Here is a 25,143-nt window from a genome sequence, read left to right on the forward strand (position 1 = left end):
TTGAAACACAAAGAACTAAAAAAATACAGTTTCTTCATATTTCCTTAATTATTGATTGTTAAAATTGGCCTACTTTTAGCCAATGTATATTGAATGGGGTTTATATGAAAGAGAAGCAAGAATCATCAACTATTGAAGCACCAAAGAAAAAAAGTGTCCACTGGAATGATGGTAAAACTGAAGGAAAGGTTGATGAGAGTTTTCTTAAAGTTACTACCAGTGCGTCTCCAACCCAAGAAGTATTAGACAAAGAAATTCATGAGTTGATGAAAAGTGGGTATTCAGAAATTGAAGCCTCATCTATAGTAGGAAAACCACTAACACCGAGTGGGAAAGTGCTTATAACCGAGCCAGTTTTTTATGATTCAAAAGACAAAATTGCAGAACGTAAGTTTTTAGAAGCACAAGCAAAACCCATAAATGACCAAAATTCTAATACGCCACAAGTAAATGGTGCAAAAACTACATCTCCAGAGAATGGAGCAGCCAACCGATATAACTTTTTCTCGCCTACTGTAATTGGAGTGGGGCTGGCTTTAGCAGTCGCTGCATCCATAGGACTTAGCAGAAATAGCTAGAAAAGACGCTTGGTAATTTGATGTTTTTATATGCCTGGGGGGATTACCCAGGCAATCTGGTTAGATGTTAAAATAACCATTATTTAAATCTGTTTCAAAATCATATGGCCAATTAGTTCGGTATAAGCCATATTTCTTCTGTATCGAATTTTTTTCAATGGTAATCCACACTTGGGTGCTGACTATTTGATTGGGATCATAACTTGAGCCATTCTTTATCGTTATTTTAAATTCCTGAGTAGAAAACCCATTTCGAAGTAAAATACTTTGAAAATCTTTTTTTATTACTTCTTCTCCGTTATGCATTTGTTATTCCTTAAACAAGTACTTAAAATAATTATAGTATTAGCACGAATGACGAACATGTTCTTTTTAACTATTGTTCATTAAATTCAGTTATCCAAAATTTTTGCGATGCGCTCATGTTTTTAGGAACAGGTGTTACTAGGATTGTTTGCACCATTGGAGGATTAAATGGTCCATCCGCGGTTGCCCATTGGTACGTTATTTTAAATTTCCAAGTGTTCTTACTTTGAACTACTTTTTTAATTTCATAAGACGTAATCCAGGGACTGGAAACACCAGAAACCCAATAAGGCCAGCGATCTTTAAATTTGCTTTTTAATTGTTCCGAAAACAACATGAATTGGACTGCACCATTTCGTTCTTTGTTGGCTTTTGCAAACAAAGCGGCGACTTCCTCCAGTTTTTGCGGAGCCAACGCCTTCTCCAACATTGAAATTCGCGCGGCATCTGATTCAGCTTGGGAAACATTTTCAGTCATACTACTTGCTGAAACAGAAAACAAAATCATTAAACCGCTGATTAGGTATTTTTTCGCAGTGTTCATATTTTTCTCGTGTTTAGGAGACTTTGATTCATTCCTTTATATGTTATATGTCAATTTAACACTGATGTCATTATCTCATTTGGCCTCATTAAAAATAGAGCTCTAGGAGCACGTGTATTTTTTAAAAAGCTCAATTAAATGTTTTGCTGATGGCCCCATTTCTTGAGGTTGGTGGTGCACTAAATAAACGGGATAAGTTCTGATATTATTTTCTTCCATATTCAAAGGAAGGATGGGAAGATTTCGATTTTCAATCATTTGCTGCGGTAACCAGGCAAAACCTATCCCATGGACCACACATTGAATCTTCATTTCCAAAGTACTCACCTTCCAGTGGAATTCAGAGCCTAACCAGCCTTCATCACGTTTTTTGTTTAATCCAGAATCCTGGGCAATGAGGTAGCGCTCATCATAAAGATCTTCGAGAGTGAGCTGCTTTTGATGCAAAGTACTGTCTTTATGAGCATAGGGAAGAAAATGAACATCCATCAATTTATTGCCTGTATACCCTTCTGGAATTTTTGAAATAATAGCTAATTCAGCCTCACCATTAATTAATTGATCGCTAGGACCTGATAACAACCCATGAGTGATAATCAGTTTGGTGTGTTGATTCTGCTGCGCAAATTGTTGCAACACCATCATCAATACAGAGGATGGAAAAATCTCATCAATGGCTAGTCGGAGCGATTTTTCAAAAATTGATTTTAAATTAACTGCGGCATTCTCTACATTTTTTGCCGCTCTGGTAATTTGGCGTGATAATTTTAGAATTTCAATACCCTGCTCGGTCAACACCGCCCTTCGTCCGTCAAGCTGGAGTAATTGTAAACCGAGCATGTCCTGAAGTTTTGCTATTGTATAGCTAATATTTGATTGGCTTTTATGCAGTTTCATTGCTGCTTTAGCAAAACTTCCTTCGTCAATTACAGCATGTAATACCCGCCATTGCTCAAGAGTTACTTTCGTCATAGTGCCCCTCGAATCCATCAAAATATTAGATATATTTAGTCAAAATTATGCGCTTTTTTAATTTAAATAGCCATTTATAATCAATTTGTTTGATTAATAAGGAGCAATAATGAATAAAATACTGTTGTCACTCTTAACCAGTGGTTTATTAATACACTCAGTTTCTGGCATTGCAGGAGCACTTCAGGAAACGAATAAACAAATTGTAACCCAATTTTATCAAAAGGCCTTGAATGAAAAGGACTTTGATGCGGCACAAAACTACCTTGGTGCCTGGTACATCCAACATAATCCCATAGCTCAAGATGGAATTGACGGTTTTAAAAATTACATTAATTATCTGAAGAGTACCTATCCGCAATCACATAGTGAAATCAAACGAATTTTCGCTGAAGGAGATTATGTGATTGTGCATGTCCATTCTGTATTAGAGCCTGGGACGAAAGGACGTGCTATCGTTGATATTTTCCGCCTGGAACACAATAAAATTTATGAACATTGGGATGTTATTCAACCAATTCCTGCGGAGTCAGCGAATAGTAATGGGATGTTTTAGGGGGATTTCTACTCCCCTCATCCGCCCGATGGGCACCTTCTCCCCAACGGGGTGAAGGGATTCAATTGTCCTCATGAGATAACTTCAATACCATCCCCTCTCCCATTATAGGAGAGGGTTAGGGTGGGAATAAAAAACAGCGAGAGTCTATTTGACCACCCACAAAACCATTATGTACACTTATTATGTAGTACACATTCTGGATTCTATTTATGTCAAAACCATTTACATCACAAATTCATCCTCCCACTTCATTTGTTGAACCCGCATTCTGGTTTATCTTTCATGGTGAAGACATTCTTTTACAGAACCATTCGATACCCAAATTTTTTAGCCTGAGCGCACTTAATCTCCTTATTGAGCGCCAAATTTATTTAGGAACATATGGAAGTACTCCCTGTTTTGCTGTACAGATTCATGAACAACCCAAGATACTATCCAAAGATACTACGTTTCAACATATTCGGCAGGCTCATGAATTGCTGGGCGACGAGGATCTTTTTTTACTTGTTTCCAAAGCGAAGCAACTCTTACATTGGGATAAAAGTACTCAGTTTTGTGGGTATTGTGGTCATCAAACCCAATACAGTACAAAAGAACGAGCTAAAGTATGTTCCGAATGTAACTCATTAATTTTCCCCCAAATTGCACCTGCGATGTTGGCATTAATCTGGCGAGGTGATGAACTCTTGCTTGCGCGCTCGCCTCATTTTATGCCTGGAATTTACAGCCTACTGGCAGGTTTTGTAGAACCTGGAGAAACGCTTGAACATACGGTGATACGCGAAGTAAAAGAAGAGGTGGGATTAACTATAAAAAACTTGGATTATTTTTCCTCTCAACCCTGGCCATTTCAAAGTAATTTGATGTTAGGTTTCATTGCCGAATATGACAGCGGTGAAATTCAAATCGATGCAGCGGAAATTGAAGATGCTCAATGGTTCTCTATAAAAAAACTCCCGCAACTCCCCAAACCCATCAGTCTTTCGCGCCAAATGATTGATAAATATTTGGCCATGCGATTTCGCTAATGTCTACAAAATCCACCAAAAGATATATAATTGCCCAAACCATCACTTAGAAGTACGAGCTGTGCATTAAGTTCAGATTAGGAATTGCATGAAAACCCAAACGGAAATCCTCGATTATCTCGACTTATTATATGAAAAAAATCAATTACCAACGATTGAATCTTCTGTTGAGCCAAATGGCGGGGTCCTGAACCTGGATAAAGCTCTGGCAGATAATCCAGAATGCTGGGATACCATTGCTATAAACTCCGCTCAACTCGAAAAAAAAATCATCATTCTTAAATGCAAGTTGAGCGAAACCACCGAAAATCGTTACCTGAAACAACGGATTATAAAAAAATTACTAGATGATTGTTTTTCTGTGTATTTTCCTACTGAGGAAGGTTTAAAAAAAATAGACGATGTAGAGGAAGTAGATAACATCCCTCTCCAATATCATGAACTGGATCCCTCCCAAGAAGCAGCTGAGTTAAAAAAATTAAATCTCATCGGGGATCGGGTTACTTTTTTGAATACCTCTGAGTTTGATGCGTTCTGCACCAAAGTGTTGAGTTCTCCTGATATATTTTTCCATTTTATCAATTCCTTAACGCTGTATTTACCCAACCTATTTAACGATCTAAATGACTCTGAAGTGGTACAAAAAGATTTAGTCGGTGCACTCGAATGGTCATTTGACACTCAGATAAATACGGATAGAGATTGGCGGCAAAAGTACATCCATTTTGAAAAAGCACTCGAATGTGAACCACAAGAAAAACCGATTCCGCCATTCTTACAACCCACTTTGGCAACTCCTCAACTCACCGCCGAGGCGGACAAACTTTATTTCGCCTATTTATTAAAAAATCGTCCTGACATACTCAAAAAACTAGTTCATATTTCATTAACAAACAGCTCCGTCTCTCTATCTTCTTTTCTCAATAAACGAGAAGGCCTACTCTCACTGGCCATAGAAAATTGTGAATTGGAACCATTGAATGACAATGAGAATGAAGAAGATGAAGAGCTACTTCTCACTACTTCATTAAGATTTTTATTAGCCCAACAGATTAATTTTTCCGCTAAACAGCTCGCATCGCTATTAAACAATTCACCAAATTTAATGTCTCTTTGTCTCGTTAACGGAACAATTGCAAAGGGACCACCTCTCTCCCTACTCTCTAAAAAAATAGCCAATTTAAAAACTCTTTCATTAAATAGTGTAAAGACATCGACACATCAAATAAATGCATTAATTAATGCAACCTCTAATTTAAAAGAGTTGGCACTTGCCAATCTGCTCCTATCTTGGGAAGAGTCTTTGCAGGTGAGTGTCCCACTTATACACTTAAAAGATCTTTCCATCAGCTCCAGTTTCATTTTTGATGATATATACACTCTTGTAAACTCTGCTCCTAATCTCGAAACTTTATTTATTTATTCATTTGATTGGACAGAATATGGTGAGCCTCTCATCCAACCTGATAGCAAACTCAAATCTTTAAAAAGGGTTATCCTTGGCCGAGGAAAAATGGCTTCCGAGCAACTCTATAGCCTATTAATCGACGCCCCCAATTTAACTCATCTTGAATTATCATCCTGCTATCTTGATTTTGAATCGATTAATCTTGTCCCAAACTCATTGCCCAACTTAAAAAAACTCATTGCACCAGGAACTCACATTTCTTCAGAACAATTGTTCTATCTTTTCCTGGCTGCACCGAATTTAAATGAAATTGAAATTGATAATCCTGATGATCTTCTTGCTTTACTAAATGCTCTGGAACCTGGTTCGCTCTCGTCTTTATCCCACATCACTTTCTCTTTAAATGCTTTGAGCTTTTCGCAATTAAATCAATTAATTAAAATAGCACCTAACTTAAAATCTATATCGTTCCCCAGGTCACGAAACAGGAATGATTTAGTTGCGGCACAATGGTTTCAACACAGTTACCCACACATTGAAATCAACTTATTAGAAACCGGCTCAAAACAACCACAGGAATATGAATATACAGATGGCTCTTTATCTCTTGATGGAAATATAGGCAAGACTGACCAGATTCCATCCTTGCCTGCACGCATGATTTTCAAAACGAAAGAAGGTCCCAACCCTCACGTTTCGGCTTATCATCTTAATACATTTTTTTGGTTCCCTTTTACTAAAAATTTTAAACCCTACATCCCTTTAGAAGAAAATCTAGAATCAGTTCCTGAATCCTTAAAATGCACTACCCAACAGTTAGAAGAGCAATTTAATCACTCAGAAACCTCCAAAAAACTCGTTTATGGGCAAATTACTTTTGAGAAGCCTCTAATGGGTCAATGGCATCAATTGCCCGCCTTAAGCACTAACGATAAATTGTTCCACTATGCAGCACAACACCCAGATTTTGAATTAAAAAGATGTAACACTACCGGTTATCATTTCATCAAGTTTAAAAAAGAACTTGAATCATGTCTGATCAATTACGTCATTGAACCTGGAAATAACATTGATTTCACCCTTAAAAAAAAGGCACCCAAAGAACATTTAGAGTGGATGTCCAGGTTATCTTTTGATCACACAGGAGCCTTAATTAACTGTAATGAATATCAAAAGTTGTTAAAACTGCATCCGACTCAACGCATTCAAGCACTGGCCGAATATTGCCGCTTTGAAGAGGAGGCCGCTGCAGCAGACATAAAAGGAAACGCAATTTACGTCTTGAATTCCTTAATCAAACAACGTGCAGGAGTGTGCAGGCATCGATCCCAAGTCTTTTGTGCTTTGGCACACGCATTGCAAATCGAAGCCAGTCTTGTCGATAACGATACCCATCAATTCGTTCTCGTTAAACACAAAGATATGAATTTAACGTTGGATTTGGGTGGAGGTGCGGCTCACGTGATCGCTCTCCCTATGCCGCCACTGAATGAAAAAAGAAGTGAAAAGAAAACAGAAGAAAAGAAAACCAAAAAGATAGTTAGCCCGTTAAAAGCAGATAACCGCTTTCAAACTTGGAATAGCGTACCAATTCAAGCCCAAAATGCAGATGAGCTGGTAAAAAAACTTACCTCCAAGGATTGGTGTACAAAACAATGGCTTATTTTTAAAGACAATCAGGGAATAGAGGCGCTCCATCAAGCATCCTCAGGTTACAAAAACACTTTTTTCTCGCGTGACTTAGACGCCCTGGTTCTCCGTAATTTACGCGTGGAACATAACAATGACCAACAGGTAGATAGTCCCATAAGTCAGTTTTTAAAGAATGCTGCTTTAAATCCCAGTGAATCATATACCTGGTTTATTAACTGGTCTGATCCTAAAGCCCGCCATGTCAGTTTAAATAGCATCATTGACAAGGACGAACCTAATCTTGGCGGTCTTTCTATCCCACCTAATGTGCATGTCGTTGTGGGAATGGATGAGCTTTCTGCGTTTAAAATGGGGGATGATTTTTATTCACGTTTTGATGCCATCAGTCAAGCACCTGAAATACCTCCCATGGCTTTTCCAGAGATTAAGTTGAATCGACCTGTGGGTGATGATGATGTGCTGTTTCCTTCCACCTTAAATTGGGAATCCATTTTTCTAGGAAGACATACATTCGATGAAGGGACTTTAGATATTCTTCCCGGTGCACTTATGAAAGCCGCCAGGAATAAAACTCCCAAATTAATTGTGCATAATGCACCATTTGAAGATCCTAAATTTCGCTTCTTGATCACTGAATTAATGGCAAAAAACCGTTTTTTCTTTAATGGAGAATGGCATGAATTGCCTAAGGGCTTTCATCTGGAATTTGCTCAACCTGACTTGAGTACTTATCCTGACGTCATCAGACCTGTAGCCGCAGCGGGGAAAAAACGAATTGTTAACCAGACAACTCTTCCCCTATTTTCCAATCAATATAAAATTACCAAGAATCATACGCTTAAACCCCTTCCTGGTTTTTTTGCTTTAGACCAATCACTCGAACTGCTGGTGACTGATAATTTAACTGAAATTCAGTGGTACAGCCTCTTGAGGGAAGCCAAAAAAGCGCAATGCACTCTAACTATTAAGACAACACCCAAGGTATTTATTCCAGAGCCATTGAAAAAATCAATTATTCCCATCGAAGAGTTAGGACAGAGCAATCGCCTCATTATTTCTAATGATTTAGATGATGCTGAAGAACATTATAAACCAACAGATGCCATCACGATCAATATTGATCCCAAAACCAATTTTAACAGTTTGTTTTTCCACGTTTCTTTAAAAAACAAACTATTTAAGGGTGAAGAAACTCAATTACTTAAAGCCATCAAAACAGGTAAACCGTTAGTTTTCAAAGGACAATTTTCAACAACTTTGGCGCAACAATTACAAACGCTCTTTATTGATCCCCCTACTCTGTGGGTCAATGGGGAAGCCGTTTCAGCCCCAAACATCACTTTGATTAGTGACCATGCTGCCCCTTTTAAAGCCATTCATAAGACCATTCACACCTATAAACCTGAAGAAGACTTCTCTCGATTAAACTCTGAATTGGCAGAACAATTAAAAAAAACCTATCAACAGCTCAAACTAACACCCTGCCACAGCCATTTCATTGATTTGCCCACCAACACAACACTCCATTCGCAATGGATTGACGGTTTAATCAAAAAACTGAAATGGAGCGCAGGAATTCTTCCGGAGTGTGCAGATCCAACAACCCCTGAAATGGTGCTGGACTACCTGGCTCATCATCCGTTTGCATTTTTAACCAGTAAAACGGGCACTGGAAAAAGCTATTTCGTCCAAAAAATATTGCCTAAGTATGGAAAGGAACATCATAAACCCATCACCATCTATCATGGATTCGCGGGGATAAAAAATTGGCTTGAACACGAAGGTATGAGCCAACCTATATTATTTATTGATGAAGCCAATATAAGTCAGGAGCATTATGCTCTGTTTGACGCACTGGCTCGCGGCGACAAAGAGTTTTGGTATGAAGGCACATGTTATCCATTAAAAAATCATAAAATCATTTTTGCTGGAAATCCTACTCATTATGAGGGGCGTTTTGAGCCTAATTTATTTAAACGATTCCCAAACTACTTACCATTTGAAGGACAACCACTAAAAAAAATATTAACACCACTCCTTGAGTCAAATGATGATGCCAGCGACTTATTAAAACTCATCGAGGTCTACTATGCCAAAGCACAAGATGCCGGACTCAATATCACACCGCGAAATGCTCAAATGATGTGTCTGCGCTATTTTATTTTAAAAGAAAATTCGCAAACCAAGTTGATGACTCATGATTTCTTGATGCGTTATGCCATTTTAAGTGAAATCAAAACATTAAGTCTGGATAAAAAGTTAAGCCATCACATTCGTCATGATATAAAACAAGGAAAAAACTGGAACAAAGAGAAGAAACAACTCAAAGAAGTCTTGCAACGATGGCATCCCAAAACTACCGACACGCAATTTATCTGGACTGATTCGCGTAATAAAATTGCTTTGAGTATCGAAATGCTCCTGCTTATTCGAGAAAAGAAAATAAAAGGGGAATGGGATCAGGAGCTGGGTATTAACGGAATTATTCTTGAGGCAGAGCCTGGTTTGGGCAAAAGCCGGTTAGTTCATACACTACTCAAAGCCAAAGGAATTGAATATCTAACGATAGCACCCACTAATCCTAAAGAGCTACAAAAAAAACTCTTAGATGCATTTCATAAAGGCCAAGTTGTTTGTATCGAAGAATTTAATACCCAAATTCATGAACAATTACTAAATGCCCTTCTTTCAGGCTATGATCTTGAAGGCAATCCGCCAAAAAAACCAGGTTTTTGCCTCATTGGCACCCAAAATCCAACCACATTTCATGGAAGACTCCCTCTATCTAAAGCCCTTGATAATCGGCTCATGCTCACTGAGTTAAGTCATTATAACTTTGCTGAATTTATCAAAATTCTGACCGAAAAATTTAAATTACTGATAGATACAGCACAAAACATCACGATGGAATATTTTGCAGCTCGTACCTACGCACAAAGCCAAAGCTTATTCCCACCCCCAAACCCACGTAATGTAATGAATGTAGCTGAAGAAGAGCAACACCGACAAGAAATATTAGTGTATTAAAAACCTGGGATATGAAACTAATTAAACCTGGTCTATATGAGTTCATAGAACTTCTTTGAATCAAGAGCTACACTTAAGATATAGAGAAAAAAGGAATCCTTAAAAATGGACAAATCCAAATTTTTAAGTAAAGTTCTGGGAATTTATCTTATCATCGTTAGTTTAGCGATGTTTCTCAATCTGGAACAATTTACAATCTATGTTCAAGATTTGCTTAAAAATGCGCCATTAATGCTTGTCCTCGGCCTTTGGACTCTTATTCTTGGGTTACTTATGGTTGTAAGTCATAATATTTGGGAGTGGAGTTGGCGGCTTTTAATCACCTTGATTAGTTGGGTCGTATTGCTCAAAGGGGCAAGTATAATTTTTTATCCTCACTATATTGATCACGCCACTTTTCTCTTTACGCAAAATAAAAATATTGCCTACAGTGCCGCCGGATTTGAACTCCTCTTGGGAATCCTTCTTTGTTACCTCGGTTTTAAACGTTAGAACTATTTCAATCCCATTATCTGTTATGCTAATAAATTCATTAGCTTTCTAGTCAATTCATTGATTATTAGGTTAAAGTATTATGTCCGTTTATTTTTTCAATTAAGGGAATAGTAATGAAAATTTTAGCAAAATCACTTTTTTGTACTCTCTTTTTGGCCAATGCTGCTTTTGCTGATGATCAAATAGCACAATTTAATACGCAAATCCAAAATCAGTTAAAACAATTACAAGCCCAGCAACAACAGCAAATACAACAACTTAACACGCAACTCCAAGCACAAATTCAAAAAGTACAAAATGATTTACAACAACAAATACAAACATCAAATAGCCAGCTGCAAAATCAAATCAAGACCGTACAAAGTCAATTGCAAACCCAAATACAAACGGTGAACACCCAAGTACAGCAATTGGCAGGAAAGCAAGCTCAGCCCGTAACCGTACCTGCTCCCCCAAAATAAGTCAAAACCCATTCCCGCGAAAGCGGGAATCCTTCCAGAACCATGTCTATTTATCCCCTGCTTATTAACTTATAAATATCAATTGATTTCTTTTTAGGCAAAAATCCATTAAGCGTATATAATTTAAATTGAACTGGCTTCGAATAATAAGTTAATTCATTAGCTAGTACTGAGGGGAGTGAGTGAGGGAACATGGCGCGACGTGAACTAGATTATAAAGAGGTGGCAGCGGCTGCGGAACGAGTTAAAAAGCAAGGCCGGGAACCATCGCTTATCAATGTATGTGAAGAATTAGGAATAATTACACCTACCTCTAACCTATCTATCCTTCTTGAACGATGGTATCACACCCAACCCGAATTTCAGCGTTCGATTAAAGCTCCACTTTCAGAAAATATTAATATAAAGACGCATGATATTCTTGAAAAAAATATAGAACTGGAAAAATCCTTATCCCTTTTACGCGCCACACTTGAATCAACTGCTGATGGCATTATGATGGTAAACGGAAAAGGCCAAGTAGTTGATTGGAATCAAAAATTTGTAGAAATGTGGCGAATTCCCTCCCATATGTTGGAATCAGGTACTGAAAGTATTGGATTTGAATATATTTTACAACAATTAAGCAATCCTGAAGCAGTAATTGCAGATGTAAAATATCTTTATGAAAATCCGGAGTGGCAAGGAGAACTACCCGTTTTGCATTTTAAAGACGGACGAATTTTTGAACGATTTACCCAACCGCAACGAATAGGTTCTGAGATTGTTGGAAGAGTGTACAGCTTCAGGGATATAACCCAAAAACTACTGGAAGAAGATGAACTTCGTATCCGAGAACGAGCCATTGAAGCAAGTACCCATGGCGTGGCGATTCTTGATATTTCTAAACCTGATTTGCCAATTATTTATGTTAATAAAGCATTTGAGCGCATTACAGGATATAGCGAACGACAAATATTAGGACAAAGTCTTTCCTTTTTGCATGGTAGTCAAGTGGAGCATGTGAATCATAAACGGATTACTCTGGCGATTAAGGAATTACGTGAAGAAACTGTGGAATTAGAAAGTTATCGACGCAGTGGTGAAGTTTTTTGGGCTGAAGTAAGTGTGGCACCTGTCAGAGATTCATTTGATAACGTCAAGCATTACGTCTGCATTCTTAACGATGTCACCCAACGTCGAGAAATGGAACAACAATTAATTCAACAAGCAACTCATGATTCGCTCACTGAATTACCTAATCGAGTGTTACTAATCGACCGTGTAGATCAAGCTATTTTACTGGCCAAGAAAAAAGGCTCTATGCTGGGTTTCTTATTCCTTGATCTGGATCACTTTAAAATGACCAACGATACTTTAGGCCATAGTATTGGCGATAGAATGCTGCAAGCGGTATCGAACCGCTTGGTAATTGCTACTGACGATTTTGACACCGTTTGCCGCCTGGGTGGTGACGAGTTTGTGGTTTTGTTACAGGATGTGACTAGCGAGCAACAGGCTCAGCAAAAAGCAGAAGAAATACTTGCTTCTATAGCCAAACCGATTCAAATTGATCAACATAATTTAAAAATCACTGGGAGTATAGGCATCAGCTATTACCCTAAGGATGGTGATGATTATGAATCCTTAATGAAATGTGCTGATTTATCGATGTATCATGCGAAAGATAATGGCCGCAATACATATCGTACTTATGATAAAGAGATGAATATGCGCGTCATTAATCGAATGCAACTGGACAATGCATTGCGTGATTCACTCAAGCGAAATGAATTTCATCTGGTGTATCAACCGTTCATTGATTTAGCTACGAATAAAATTATTGGCTTTGAGGCATTATTACGTTGGCACAGCCATATCTTAGGAGATGTTCCTCCTAATGATTTTATAGGGATGGCAGAAGAAAATGGCTTAATTCTTGATATAGGCATGTGGGTTTTGCGCGAAGCATGTAGTCAACTTGTACGTTGGCATCACCAAGGTTATGACCAACTAACGGTAGCAGTCAATATTTCTGGCCGGCAATTTCGTCAGGCTCATTTATCTGAAGTCATTGAGAATATTCTGCTTGAAACCGGTTTACCTGCCAAATTCCTGGAATTAGAACTCACCGAAAGCCTGCTTGTTGATAATGTAAAACATGCGGTAGAAACCATGTATGAATTGAAAGACATGGGGACAAAATTAGCTATTGATGATTTCGGAACGGGTTATTCAAGTTTGGCTTATCTGAAGCAATTTCCTGTAGATAAATTAAAAATCGATCGCTCATTTATTAGTGAGTTAGTCAATCGAGAAAATGACGCCGCCATTACAAGGGCCATCATTAATTTAGGGCATAGCTTAAATTTACAGGTATTAGCCGAAGGAGTTGAAACAGACTTACAACGTGAATTTATTATGCAGCATGGTTGTGACTATGCTCAGGGCTATTATTTTGCAATGCCCCAAAAAGCAGAAGACTTGAAAGAGTTCATTCGCCAACACTATTAATTTTTATAACTCCATAAATTTTCCTACTATTTTCTCTAGAATTTCTCAAATCGGTACGATTCTTGCTGGTAAAAATTATGATGTGATTTTTAGGTATTTTTTATGATGTGAATTGATTATTAATAAATAAGCAGTCGTAGTAATTGTTCGTCTGAAGTGAATATCGGTACGAGTGGATAGTCCTGTGCCAACTGGATTAAAACCCGATTTTACTTCAGACCGCAATCGTTCTAAGGAGACTGGAATGAAAGAAGTAACCATTATTGGTTCAGGTTTGGCAGGAACCTTACTTGCACTCTATTTGGCAAAAAGAGGTTACAAACTGGAGTTATTTGATGCACGACCCGATCTAAGACGCTTGCATGCAGATGATGGACGCTCCATTAACCTGGCTTTATCATGTCGTGGCATTACTGGCATGGAAGGGGTAGGTATCATGCCACTGGTGAAAAAACTCATGGTTCCCATGCGAGCTCGTGCGATTCATGAAACTCAAGGACAAATTAAATATCAATCGTTTGGCCGAGATCAGGATGAGTATATTAATGCAATTCTACGAAACGAGCTCAATAAATTATTACTTACTGAAGTAGAGAAATTTGCTAAGGTAAAACTCAACTTCAATACGAAGCTCACTGACATGGATGTTCAGAATAAAATTGCCATTTTTGAATTACCTAATGGTTCCTTTCTAAAACATAAGTACGAACTTCTCATTGGCGCCGATGGAGCAGGTTCATGTGTTCGTGAGCATTTGCAGGCGAAGCATTTGGTACATGCATCACGAACGTTCTTACCTTATGGATATAAAGAGTTATCCATTGGAGAGCCTGGCCAAAATCACCTTATTCACGAACATTTACACCTCTGGCCAAGAGAGGCCTTTTTATTATTAGGAAATCCTAATCTCGATCAATCCATTACGGGGTCCCTATTTCTACCCCATGAAGGAAAAAACAGTTTTGCTGAGTTGGATAATGAATTCAAAATAAATAATTTTTTTAAAGAGTCATTTCCAGATGCATATGTCGAAATGCCTCATCTAATTGAAGAATTTACCCAACATCCTACCGGTAATATGAGTACTATAAAATGTGACCCATGGTATTACCAAGATCAATGCCTTCTAATAGGAGATGCAGCGCACGGTGTGGTGCCTTTTTTTGGGCAGGGAATGAATAGTGCTTTTGAAGACTGTCGGATTTTGAATAAACTGCTGGATCAATATCATGATAATTGGCAAAAAGTAATGCCCGAATTTTATCGTTCAAGAAAAATAAATACCGATGCTGTAGCCCAAATGTCTATGGATAATTTTCATGAAATTCAAATCGACATCACAGACAAACGATTTAACTTAAAAAAACAGTTGGGACATGAATTAATGCATCGATACCCTCAGCATTATGTTTCAAAACATGTTTTGGTGATGTTTACGAATACCCCGTATGCGGAAGCGCAAGCGCATGGGGAGTTACAAGCGGAATTTTTAAATAAAATATGCGATAACGTGGAGCGAATTGAAGAGATTGATTGGAGTAAAGTAGAGAAAGAATTAAAACAATATGACAAAAAATTGGCATAATTGATTTGAATTTTAAAATAGTTAAAAAAATTCAAGGGGTTGCTTTGCCAAAAATTTGACATATAGATTATTATTTGCTCATAAAGATTGACAGATTCAAGTTGCCTTTTATTAAAAAAGGGCACAAATAACCTTTTTTCATAGTTTTTTGAGCAAACTGGAGAAAAAAAGTTGGTATGCGAAATGCATTGTTAGAAGTGTCCAACAAATTTTTCTCATGGAGATGGCTATGAAAATCATACAAGATTATATTGATTCTAAACAACAAGAATTCATGAATCATCCTTTTTTTGAAATCCTAGAACAATTGAAAAGTTTAAAAGAATTAAGTTATTTTGTTCCTGAATTGACCTTTTGGGCTATGACATTCCAAGATATTTTAAGAATAAACGAAGAACGAGTAAATGACCCTTACTTACGAAAAGTCGCTCGTCACCACAGACTCGAAGATGCAGGCCATGAAAAATGGTTTCTACATGATAAGAAGTATATGGGTGCAGTAAACATTGATTCAGCAAATGATACTAATGATGTAAGTTGGCTCTACAGTAAAGAAACTCAATTAACTCGCGATGCTGCTTATGCTATTTTAGCCGAAGTATATAAAGCGAATGATGAAATTCTAAATATTGTTCTCCTTTTAACGATTGAATCATCAGGACATGTGTTCTTTGAAAAAGTTTCAAAACAAGTGAAGAAAACTGGGGAAGATAAAAATCTCAAATATTTCTCCACATCACACTTAGAAGTAGAAATGGCTCATGCCTTGTTTGAAGAAGAAATGGAGCGGTCTTTGTTTTCAAGACAAGTACCCATTCATATTCGACGCGAAGCATTAAAAATGGTTGACCGATGCTACGATGCATTTAACCAGATGTTCGATGGCTTGATTATTGCTTGTAATCGAAGACTCGAACTGGCAAAACAAAGGAATCATCAAGATGCTGCAAACAAAGAACCAGTGGAACTCATTTCACATAAAGCAGTGTAAAAAAAAGTTTGGACAAGCGATGCTCAGCGATGGGCATTCGCTTGTTTTTTTTCGTGAAGATTTCGGTAAATTGATTCATTCTGATCCAATTGCCGCTTTTGAACCCCAAACCACCGCAGCAACACAATCATTCATACAATATGCTCATGAGAATCAACTGCCTATCACCCTCCGAGGTAATGGAATGAGTCAGAGCGGACAATCGCTCGCAGTCTCCGGTGGCATGCTCCTCAATATGAAACATTTCAATCGTGCCTCAGAAGCTGATTCAAACTCTATTTGGGTTGAAGCAAATACGACATGGGCCTCATTGTTGGATAATACCTTAAAACACTCCATGACCCCTTATGTAGTCCCTCATAATTGTAATTTAACAGTTGGAGGCGTACTCTCTGCTGGCGGAATGGGGGCTTCATCATTTAAATACGGTAGCGTTACGGCCCATGTCAAAGCGCTAGAAATAGTGCAAGCGAATGGCGAATTGATCCAAACAGAGCAACAATCTTCGTTAACGCAAGCCTGTTTAGGAGGACAAGGACGTTTTGGTCTGATTACCAAAGCATGTATTGCATTAAGGCCTTGTTTAAAAAATGTGAGAACGTTCTTCTTAATTTACTTAGACAAGGATGAATGGCTTAATGATTTGCTTTTGTGTCAAACCAAAGCAGATTATGTAGAATCATTTTGCACCCCGGCAATACAAGGTGCAAAATTATCCGCAAAAGGTCGAGCACCTTTCGCCCAATGGTTTTATTCCCTTCATGTAGCGCTTGAATATGACAATTTCCCACCCGATTTTAGTGATTTAGGCTTAAAGCCCTGGCGCTTACTCCACACTCAAGAAGAATCCATTCACTCTTATTTGCACCGCCATGATTCACGTTTCAATGCAATGAAAATAACCGGGCAATGGGACTTGCAACATCCGTGGTATGAATGCTTCATACCCGGTTCACAATTAAATAATCTGGAAGAATTATTGGCAACTTTGCCTTTACATTATGCCACTGTGGTACATCTTGCTCGGATTGCACCACTTGCTCCAGCTGGATTTCTGCAATTGCCTAAGGATAAAGATATTTTTGCCTTCATGATCTTAAATCCAGGCTTACCTAACGCATTAATTCCGAGTTGTTTAGAAACCATCAAACACTTGGATGCACTCTTTTTATCCCAAGGAGGCAAACGCTATCTTTCCGGATATTTGGGTGAGTCCCCAGATAAAAAATTTTGGCAAAATCATTTTGCAGAGCGATATACTGATTGGATTAAATTAAAAGAACTTTATGATCCCCATAATATTTTTTGCTCGGTTTTGCATCACAATTAGTAACCTGGGTGCAGCGTAGCGAAGCCCAGGGAGTTCGTTACGCTGCACCAGACAACACTCATCCTGAGGTTTTAGGCTTAAATTCCATTAAAGTGAATAAACTATTTGTTGGATAACTGTTTTTAAAGATAAATCCCGCGGGTTCAATTGATTGCTGCCATTCGGACAAGGTCCGTTGTCTGCCACCTAATAATACCATCATCACAATATCCATCGTTTTATTAGGATGAGGCTTATCGTCATCAGGCATTACTTGCTCTATGATAAATAAGGTCGCATTGGGAGACATTTGTTGAGCACAGTTCTTTAATATTTTATGCATCATTTCATCATTAAAATCATGCAAAACTCCTTTGAAAGTATAAGCATCTGCTTGCGGGATGGTCGCAAAAAAATCACCTGCTTGAAGGGTTACTTGATTGGAAAATTTTTTAGGATCTAATTGGCAAATCACTGACTGTGTATCAAAAAGAATAGCCTTTAACTGGGGATATTGGTGGGTTATTGCTTTCACAAGCCCCCCTCGTCCACCGCCCATATCAACAAAGTTAGAAAAAGTAGCGAAATTGTATGCATTGCTAATTGCCACTTCATCATAAGAAGATAACTTAGCCATCCCTCTATCAAAATTTTGCTGTTTCTCTGTATTTTTACTAAGAAAACTAAAAAAATCATCGCCATGTTGTAGATCAAATGCGGGTATTCCAGTTTTAATGCTGGCGTCTAACTGTGAAAACGCTTGCCACCAAGTATCATCAACCATACACAATACATCCCGCATTGAATGAGGATCCTCATCACGCAGCGGTTTGGATAATTCAGTCAATGAATAAAAACCATTATCATAATTAAATAAATCGTAACTGCTTAGAAATTTTAATACCCTACCAAGCAATTCGGGCTTAGTTTCTGTAACTTGGGCCAATTCGTCGATTTTTTTCGGCCCAGAGGCCAGATGATTTGCGATACCTAATTTGGCTACTGCATGTAATGCTCGTGATACAACATACCAGCGAGACATAATTGCTAATTGCATATGTGGTTTATCCATATGAGCTTGCATTTGTAATTCCTTTTAAGACGGTTTATTTATTATTTGTTAATTAGATCAAAAAGTTAAGCCTTTATTGTTTATTTTTATCCAAAAAGAAATGTGCGCATTGAAATAGAACTATTCTCAATCCCTTCATAAATGAAATCTAGCTTATCTTCATTATGAGCAGCACCTAAAATATAAAACAATGGATAGTAGTGATCAGGAGTAGGAACGCTCAGCTTCCCTGAAAGAGTATCTCTATAATGGGAAATTAATGCAGGAAAATCTCTGGCTATTAATTTTTCTTTGAGCCAGTCGTCAAACTCAACCGCCCAATCATAAGGTTTTGATTTGCACTCCCAACTGATCTTGGAAAGATTATGTACTAAATTACCACTACCGACGATGAGAATGTTTTGCTCTCGAAGTGATTGTAACTGCTGGCCAATTTGATAGTGAAACGCTTCAGATTGTTCTAGGTCCAGGCTGAGCTGAACAATAGGAATATTTGCCCGTGGATATATATGTCGCATCACCGACCAAGTTCCATGATCCAATCCCCATTGTTTGTCATCCAGTTTGATCGAAGTTCGCGTGACTATGGTTTTAATGAGTTCTGCCGTTTCAAGAGAGCCTGGGGCCGGGTATGTCATATCAAAAAGCTTTTTTGGGAAGCAATAAAAATCATGGATCGTTTTTGGATTTAACATATGGGTGACCCAAGTACCTTCAGTTAACCAGTGTGCTGAAATACATACAATTGCCGTTGGTTGAGGAATTTTGCCAGCTAATTCCTGCAATTTTAATGTAAATTTATTGGTTTGAATTGCATTCATGGGACAGCCATGGCCAATAAAAACTAATGGCATGCGCTTGTTGTGGTCCAAATTATCCTTCATGTCCATAATGAAGCACCGTAAAATCAGTACTCACTTAGTATCATATTAGTTCAAAAAAAGCTCGATGTTTAATTAATGAACATTTATTGAAAAAAATATCACTTTTGCAAAATATAATGTTATGGTCTCATATATTTAAAGAAAAGCCTTCCATCGTAATTCTACTAAGATCGATTAATATTCACTTAATATGTTTTTTATACCTTTTATACAAATTAACTTTATGGTGATTGATTATGTGGTACTTAAAAATAATGCGTGAATTATTGAAAACGCTCCCGGAAATAAGTAAAAAAGATGGCGAAACTTTTTTAAATGAACTTTTTTTATCTGTTAAAGCAGTAGGGGGAACTCCTGAAATAGAATTCTTTCTCGGCCTTATTGAGAAATCTTTTTTAAAATTTGCAAATCAGGAGCCTGGTTCGGTCTCCTTAACCGACTTTTCCAGACATATTTTGGGGCTTACTCTACTTTATCTTAAATCCAGCGATGAGCTCGCTATCTGGAATGATGATTTTATTCCAAAAATAGGAAAAATTGAGAAATTTTTGGCTATTGAAAATGGGAAATCGATACTCCACTTGCTTAATCAGCTTGAAAGGAATGCATTTGCGAGTTTAGATCACAAAGTTAATATCAATTTCTCTCATTTAAGGTCCATTATAAATGAATGCACCGCCTTGGAGTTAAGCGAAAACGGTACCTCAGAAATCGCTCAATTTTTTAATGATACTTATGCTAAAGAATTGAATGGAGAAAATTGTTGCGATGCGTTTAAACTGATCATCCAAGATGCCAAGACACTCGTTGAAAGTCAAAAAAAGGAGACTTCTGTGGGTAAAACTCGATTAAGCATATTTAAATCAATTGCAACATCAAGTGATAGCCCCGGGAGTAAATACGAATCCATGAAAATGCGATAGTCATAAATTCCGGGACATCAAGTCCCGGACAATTCCCTCGTCTAAGGTGTGAAGCATGTAAATCCGCTCTCAGCTCACATCAGAAAAGCTCAAAAAAATTCAATACTGCCAACTCCTAATACTCTCTAGTAAAAAAATATCTCTGATGCGAAACATGCTATCATATGTTCCAATTTTAATTCATGGAAAAATATAAATGCACACTTCTTTGGGCACTCTTTCTATCTGGGAAGAGAATTCAGGAATGCCGGTATCTTTGTTGTTTCTTCATGGACATTGCACCAATAAAAACTTTTTCAAATACCAGATGAATTCTGATGCGTTCAAATCCTATCATCGAATTGCTATCGATTTACCGGGTTATGGAGAAAGTGAATCCCCTATTAATCCTTTAAAAACTTATAGTTTTCCTGGCTTTGCAGAAGTAGTGCTCGAGGCAGTTCAACAATTGGCGATTCAACAATTGATTGTTATTGGATGGTCTCTCGGAGGACACGTTGCTTTAGAAATGGCATCCAAAGTACCACAATTGGCTGGAATACTTATAACGGGCACCCCCCCTTTTGAGGTATCGCTTCAGGGAATCCAGAAAGGATTTAAGGTACTCGAGCCTGAAATAATGGCCTGTTTTGGTAAAAAAGAATTGACACGGGAAGAGGCGAAATTACTCGCAAAAGTTTCAGGATACGATGGCAGTGAAGAAAAAGAATTTTTAGTTGATGCAATACTTGCTACCGATGAGGGAGCACGTTTCTTATATCCTCAATCGATTTTAAATGGAGTAGGTCAAAATCAATGCAACATCATTGCTGAATGGGATAAACCGATCGCTGTTGTTGCAGGAGAACATGACATCGCGATTAACTATGATTATGTTCAAAATGAGCTGCGATTTAAAAATTTGTGGCGTAATAAAATTCATACATTGAGTAACGCAGGACATGCCGTCATGCTGGATCAACCGACCTTGTTTAATCAACTAATCAGAGAGTTTATAGAAGACTTGATTCATGATAACAACAACCCTGCCCATCCTATGCAAGCAAAAGGATAAATGATGAATAAAGAGCAATATAAAATAGTGACACTCACTGCTCTAGGCGGCGCACTAGAATTTTATGATTTTACGATTTATGCACTCTTTGCCTCATACATTAGCCAGAATTTTTTCACAAATACCAATACACTTATTGGCCTAATGAATACTTTTGCTGTCTTTGCATTGGGGTATTTAGCACGTCCTATAGGGGGCATGGTATTTGGGCACTTGGGTGATAAATTTGGTCGAAAATCTGCTTTTTCGCTTGCCGTTTTTATGATGGCAACCGCAACTCTGCTTATGGGATGCCTACCTAATTACCATTCCATAGGCATGGCCGCACCCATTTTACTCATTTTTCTACGCTTAATTCAGGGCTTCTCTGTGGGAGGCGAAATTCCTGGGGCCGCAGTTTTTACGATCGAACACGTCCCTCAAGAAACACGTGGATTTGCTATTGGTGTTGTATTCATGTGCATTACCCTGGGTAATAGTCTTGGCGCATTAGTAGGATTTATTCTTACATCCATATTAAACCAGGACCAAATGATGAGCTGGGGCTGGCGCATTCCTTTTATAATTGGCTTTGGATTAGGTATTATCAGCTATATTATTCGAAGACAATCGATTGAAACACCCGTTTTTTTAGCCATGGCAAAAGAAGAGCGATTGCATCATAGACCCTTTTGGGGATTGTGGACCTTATCAAGGGCAAAATTATTCCATGCGTTCTTATTCACTGCTACTTCTTCCAGTATCATCTCGCTTTTTTTATATTTGCCGGCCTATCTTACATCTATAGTCAAACTCAAAATAACCCATACGTATTTGATTAATTTAGTAAGCTTTTTAAGTTTCGCAATCTTAACAGCTGTCTTTGGACGCGTATCGGATCGCTATAATCGCAAAAAACTACTTGCGCTGGGCGCCTCACTGTTGATTTTATCATCTTATCCGCTCTTTTATGGTCTGAATCATTTTGGCGAATCGTTCATTTGGATTTTTACCTTATGTTTTGCTTTGTTTGGTGCAATGATCAATGGAAGCTATGTGGTTCTTATTAGTGAATCGTTCCCAGCTCATTTACGATACTCTGGGGTTGGGTTCAGTTATAGTCTCGGTATTGCACTATTTGGTGGCATTGCACCACTTGCTTTTACTCAACTCATCCAAACCTTAAACTTACCTGAAGCACCTGCTTTATACCTGTTGTTTTGTGCTTGCATGACGCTCATTGCTATTAAGCGATCAGCTCATCAAGAAAAAACTTCACCCATCCAACACAGTAATGAACATGCCAGTCTTTTATAGTAAAGCAACGTCGAACTCATTTCGAAGGGGCATTAACAGGGAGAACTACCTAGATGATTTTCGGTAGATACCAAAGACAAGCCCCTGAGAAAGCACCGAAATTTAAAAATAACTTAATGTTTATATGAAATCTACTCATATTCCTACGTACCGCGCATTAAGCGCGGTACGTAGGGGGTGTGAGCGAGATGTAGCTTTAAAAGCTTAAGATTCCTCAACCATAGAAGCCATATCTGTAACTACTCAGCCAATACTACCGGCAACATTGCGGCATGACTTAGGCTTGCAATCCTGATTCCAAAAGCAACCAATAAGCCTCCCATAATTTTAACAATATAATATTGCAATCGATTCAGATTCGTTTTGACATACTGATGGGTAAGCATATAAGACAGGCAAGAAAACCAAATCATGTGAATTAAAGCAATTTCAACTCCATAACCTAACTCAGTCATAATTGAATGACCTGGCTTTACCACTAAAGTAAAAAATGCCAGTAGAAACATAATTGCTTTCGGATTTAAAAGATTACACAACAATCCTTGATTAAACGCTTGCAAGCCTGTAATAGAATGGGATGAATGACTGGAGTCCAGTTTCATCATTTCGCGCTTCGCCAATAAGCTTTTGATGCCAATATATATCAGGTACGCAGCCCCCAAATATTTTATAATACTGAACGCAAGTAATGATTGCGAAATAACTAGGGCCAATCCTAAAATACAGTAGCTTGCATGAATTAAAAGACTCACTGAGACGCCAAGGGCGGTATAGAGGCCCTCCCTTCGAGAATAAAGTAAGGAATTTTTCGTAACTAAAGCAAAATCAGGGCCTGGAGAAATTGCGGCTAACATAATCAATATACTTATAGATAAAAACTCTTGCACAATATTTCTCCCTAAAATCGTAAAATGATAATTATAACACAATCTTGAGTTGCATCTGATGTTCCGATTCGTTGATGGTTACACCGAGATTAGCTAACGCAAAATAGAGGCAAAAGACGTACTTAGGTGTTTTATTACTTGCTTTAATAAATGATTCTTTTTAATTGTTTCTGCATGGTTCCTGCACTCTTTAAAATTTAATGATAAAAATGAATATTTAGTACATTCAAATTGAACCATACTGCTATTAAGAATATAGTTCACACATTCACGCAACTCTTCTTTACGAAGCGTCAAATCAACATAGCGATTACATAATATATTCATTCCATCATAAAAATTTTGCACCCCTGCTCTCAAAATTGCAGCAGATTCTTTATTCATTTCATCAATCGTAGAGAGATATTCTTCAGTTTTTACCATCAATAAATGCATTTGTGCGCGAACACCTCCTGATTTGGATAGTTCCGCTTCTCTCTCCCGTTGGGCAACATCGGCTAAAGATTTATACCAACCGCTATCTTTATTATCTCGATAATAAGTAATGAAATTCTTATCCGCACTTAGGGATTGCTGTATATAAGCTTCTTCAGTTAAAGAGCACTGATAATCAAAAACAGGACCTATGTTCTTCGCTGTGAACTGTGAGGCATCTTTTCCCCCATGACCATCATAAATCCCTATCAAAAAAGGTCGCGCAGGAGAAAGGGTTTGGATCGCAATTGAAATATTATCTCGAGATCCTCCTTCGAGGGCTTTATTCGCCAGCATTTTTGCTAATTGGTGTTCTTCTAGTTTGCTTGCCGACGATATTTCATTTAAGCAATTAATTAGCCATTGTTCATGTGCTTTTTGAGTCTGGGATGCTAATGGTTCTGTAAAACCATCGCAGGTTGTAATTATTTGAATCATTCCTACGTGCTCTGGAGTAATATCTATAGATGCTTCAATTTTATCAAGATGATGAATATCGATATGGGCATCAGCACAAACGACCTCAGCATTGAAATAAAAATCACCTAGCGCACGAGATACTGCCAACTGACCATTGATGCGATCGAAGAGAACCACGCTCCCAGCTCTTTGAATGCGCTCTAACTCTACCGCGGGGTGATGAATGATACTATTTAAGCGTACCACACCAGCTAACTCATCCAGGGTATTGTAAATAACTGCAAAAGAAATAGAATCCGCTAAGGTTGCGGTAATCAAGGTCCCATGGCCATCATATACTGTCGTCGACGCCGTGGTGCCTCCATGCATGATATTACGCCCTAAAATGTTGATTAAGTGATAACTGGTCCATAAACGACGCCCAATCTCTTGCGGGGTGAGTAAATTAAAATGATTTGAAGCATACCAACATGCAAAAGCCGCATCTTCTTGGCTCGGACGGGCACCCATGGTCTCATACAACCCAAATCCATGGTCTTCCACACGTTCACAAACATCAATCCCATCATCAGGAAGTGATGTGATGAATTGAATGCTTTGCATGTTTTTTCCTTATCAACATCCCCTGTAAAAATATAGCACATTGCTTTTTCGAGAATCAGTAACTTTACTTCAAGCCGTAGACCCGCGCCCCTGAAGTATCGTCATCTTTTTATCATTTTTC

General features: G+C 38.0%; 20 protein-coding genes. 13 read left to right on the forward strand and 7 right to left on the reverse strand.

Annotated elements, in window-relative coordinates; genetic code table 11:
* Window positions 1–104 precede the first annotated feature (104 nt).
* A complete protein-coding gene (locus ACWTEW_RS15895) occupies window positions 105–578 on the forward strand; it encodes a hypothetical protein (RefSeq protein WP_454782638.1) in 474 nt (157 codons plus the stop codon).
* A 60-nt stretch (window positions 579–638) separates the two neighbouring features.
* Here ACWTEW_RS15895 and ACWTEW_RS15900 read toward each other — a convergent pair whose 3' ends face one another.
* The 3 genes from ACWTEW_RS15900 to ACWTEW_RS15910 form a co-directional block, all read right to left on the reverse strand.
* Entirely contained in the window at window positions 639–884 is a 246-nt protein-coding gene (locus tag ACWTEW_RS15900; protein WP_454782639.1) for a hypothetical protein, read from the reverse strand.
* 70 nt (window positions 885–954) lie between these two features.
* Window positions 955–1,428, reverse strand: coding sequence for a hypothetical protein (locus ACWTEW_RS15905; protein WP_454782640.1), 474 nt, complete (start codon window positions 1,426–1,428; stop codon window positions 955–957).
* Between the two features lie 102 nt (window positions 1,429–1,530).
* Complete coding sequence (locus ACWTEW_RS15910) at window positions 1,531–2,400, reverse strand: LysR family transcriptional regulator (RefSeq protein WP_454782641.1); 870 nt, start codon at window positions 2,398–2,400, stop codon at window positions 1,531–1,533.
* 109 nt (window positions 2,401–2,509) lie between these two features.
* Between ACWTEW_RS15910 and ACWTEW_RS15915 the strand changes: the two genes are divergently transcribed.
* The 9 genes from ACWTEW_RS15915 (at window position 2,510) to ACWTEW_RS15955 (ending at window position 17,430) form a co-directional block, all read left to right on the forward strand.
* A complete protein-coding gene (locus ACWTEW_RS15915; RefSeq protein WP_454782642.1) occupies window positions 2,510–2,956 on the forward strand; it encodes a nuclear transport factor 2 family protein in 447 nt (148 codons plus the stop codon).
* 212 nt (window positions 2,957–3,168) lie between these two features.
* Window positions 3,169–3,987, forward strand: coding sequence for an NAD(+) diphosphatase (nudC, locus tag ACWTEW_RS15920; protein ID WP_454782643.1), 819 nt, complete (start codon window positions 3,169–3,171; stop codon window positions 3,985–3,987).
* 88 nt (window positions 3,988–4,075) lie between these two features.
* On the forward strand, window positions 4,076–10,075 hold the full coding sequence (locus ACWTEW_RS15925) for a hypothetical protein (protein ID WP_454782644.1): 6,000 nt from the start codon (window positions 4,076–4,078) through the stop codon (window positions 10,073–10,075).
* A 105-nt stretch (window positions 10,076–10,180) separates the two neighbouring features.
* Window positions 10,181–10,567 carry a hypothetical protein gene (locus ACWTEW_RS15930; RefSeq protein ID WP_454782645.1) on the forward strand — a complete coding sequence of 129 codons (387 nt, stop codon included), beginning with the start codon at window positions 10,181–10,183 and terminating at the stop codon, window positions 10,565–10,567.
* Between the two features lie 116 nt (window positions 10,568–10,683).
* Window positions 10,684–11,031 (forward strand): hypothetical protein, encoded by a 348-nt coding sequence (locus ACWTEW_RS15935; protein ID WP_454782646.1) that lies wholly within the window; start codon window positions 10,684–10,686, stop codon window positions 11,029–11,031.
* Between the two features lie 192 nt (window positions 11,032–11,223).
* Window positions 11,224–13,524, forward strand: coding sequence for a sensor domain-containing protein (locus ACWTEW_RS15940; RefSeq protein ID WP_454782647.1), 2,301 nt, complete (start codon window positions 11,224–11,226; stop codon window positions 13,522–13,524).
* Between the two features lie 244 nt (window positions 13,525–13,768).
* Window positions 13,769–15,109 carry an FAD-dependent oxidoreductase gene (locus ACWTEW_RS15945; RefSeq protein WP_454782648.1) on the forward strand — a complete coding sequence of 447 codons (1,341 nt, stop codon included), beginning with the start codon at window positions 13,769–13,771 and terminating at the stop codon, window positions 15,107–15,109.
* A gap of 229 nt (window positions 15,110–15,338) precedes the next feature.
* The gene (locus tag ACWTEW_RS15950; protein ID WP_454782649.1) at window positions 15,339–16,100 is read left to right on the forward strand and encodes a hypothetical protein; all 762 of its coding nucleotides are present in this window, start codon (window positions 15,339–15,341) and stop codon (window positions 16,098–16,100) included.
* Window positions 16,051–17,430, forward strand: a complete 1,380-nt coding sequence (locus ACWTEW_RS15955) for an FAD-binding protein (protein ID WP_454782650.1) — start codon at window positions 16,051–16,053, stop codon at window positions 17,428–17,430. The genes ACWTEW_RS15950 and ACWTEW_RS15955 overlap by 50 nt, the downstream gene beginning before the upstream one ends.
* A gap of 58 nt (window positions 17,431–17,488) precedes the next feature.
* On the opposite strand, the gene ACWTEW_RS15960 is transcribed toward ACWTEW_RS15955, so the two are convergent.
* Together ACWTEW_RS15960 and ygiD are read right to left on the reverse strand one after the other, a co-directional pair.
* On the reverse strand, window positions 17,489–18,493 hold the full coding sequence (locus tag ACWTEW_RS15960; protein WP_454782651.1) for a methyltransferase: 1,005 nt from the start codon (window positions 18,491–18,493) through the stop codon (window positions 17,489–17,491).
* Between the two features lie 74 nt (window positions 18,494–18,567).
* On the reverse strand, window positions 18,568–19,371 hold the full coding sequence (gene ygiD, locus ACWTEW_RS15965) for a 4,5-DOPA-extradiol-dioxygenase (RefSeq protein ID WP_454782652.1): 804 nt from the start codon (window positions 19,369–19,371) through the stop codon (window positions 18,568–18,570).
* Window positions 19,372–19,601: 230 nt separating this feature from the next.
* On the opposite strand from ygiD, the gene ACWTEW_RS15970 reads away from it, so the two are divergent.
* The 3 genes from ACWTEW_RS15970 to ACWTEW_RS15980 all read left to right on the forward strand — a co-directional run bounded on the left by ACWTEW_RS15970 (window position 19,602) and on the right by ACWTEW_RS15980 (window position 22,638).
* The gene (locus ACWTEW_RS15970) at window positions 19,602–20,288 is read left to right on the forward strand and encodes a hypothetical protein (protein ID WP_454782653.1); all 687 of its coding nucleotides are present in this window, start codon (window positions 19,602–19,604) and stop codon (window positions 20,286–20,288) included.
* Window positions 20,289–20,484: 196 nt separating this feature from the next.
* Window positions 20,485–21,342 carry an alpha/beta fold hydrolase gene (locus ACWTEW_RS15975; RefSeq protein ID WP_454782654.1) on the forward strand — a complete coding sequence of 286 codons (858 nt, stop codon included), beginning with the start codon at window positions 20,485–20,487 and terminating at the stop codon, window positions 21,340–21,342.
* Window positions 21,343–22,638 (forward strand): MFS transporter, encoded by a 1,296-nt coding sequence (locus tag ACWTEW_RS15980; RefSeq protein WP_454782655.1) that lies wholly within the window; start codon window positions 21,343–21,345, stop codon window positions 22,636–22,638.
* 239 nt (window positions 22,639–22,877) lie between these two features.
* On the opposite strand, the gene ACWTEW_RS15985 is transcribed toward ACWTEW_RS15980, so the two are convergent.
* Together ACWTEW_RS15985 and ACWTEW_RS15990 are read right to left on the reverse strand one after the other, a co-directional pair.
* On the reverse strand, window positions 22,878–23,525 hold the full coding sequence (locus ACWTEW_RS15985; protein WP_454782656.1) for a LysE family transporter: 648 nt from the start codon (window positions 23,523–23,525) through the stop codon (window positions 22,878–22,880).
* Between the two features lie 93 nt (window positions 23,526–23,618).
* Window positions 23,619–25,022, reverse strand: coding sequence for a PP2C family serine/threonine-protein phosphatase (locus tag ACWTEW_RS15990; protein ID WP_454782657.1), 1,404 nt, complete (start codon window positions 25,020–25,022; stop codon window positions 23,619–23,621).
* Window positions 25,023–25,143: the final 121 nt, after the last annotated feature.

The sequence above is a fragment of the Legionella stuttgartensis genome, assembly GCF_977063405.2.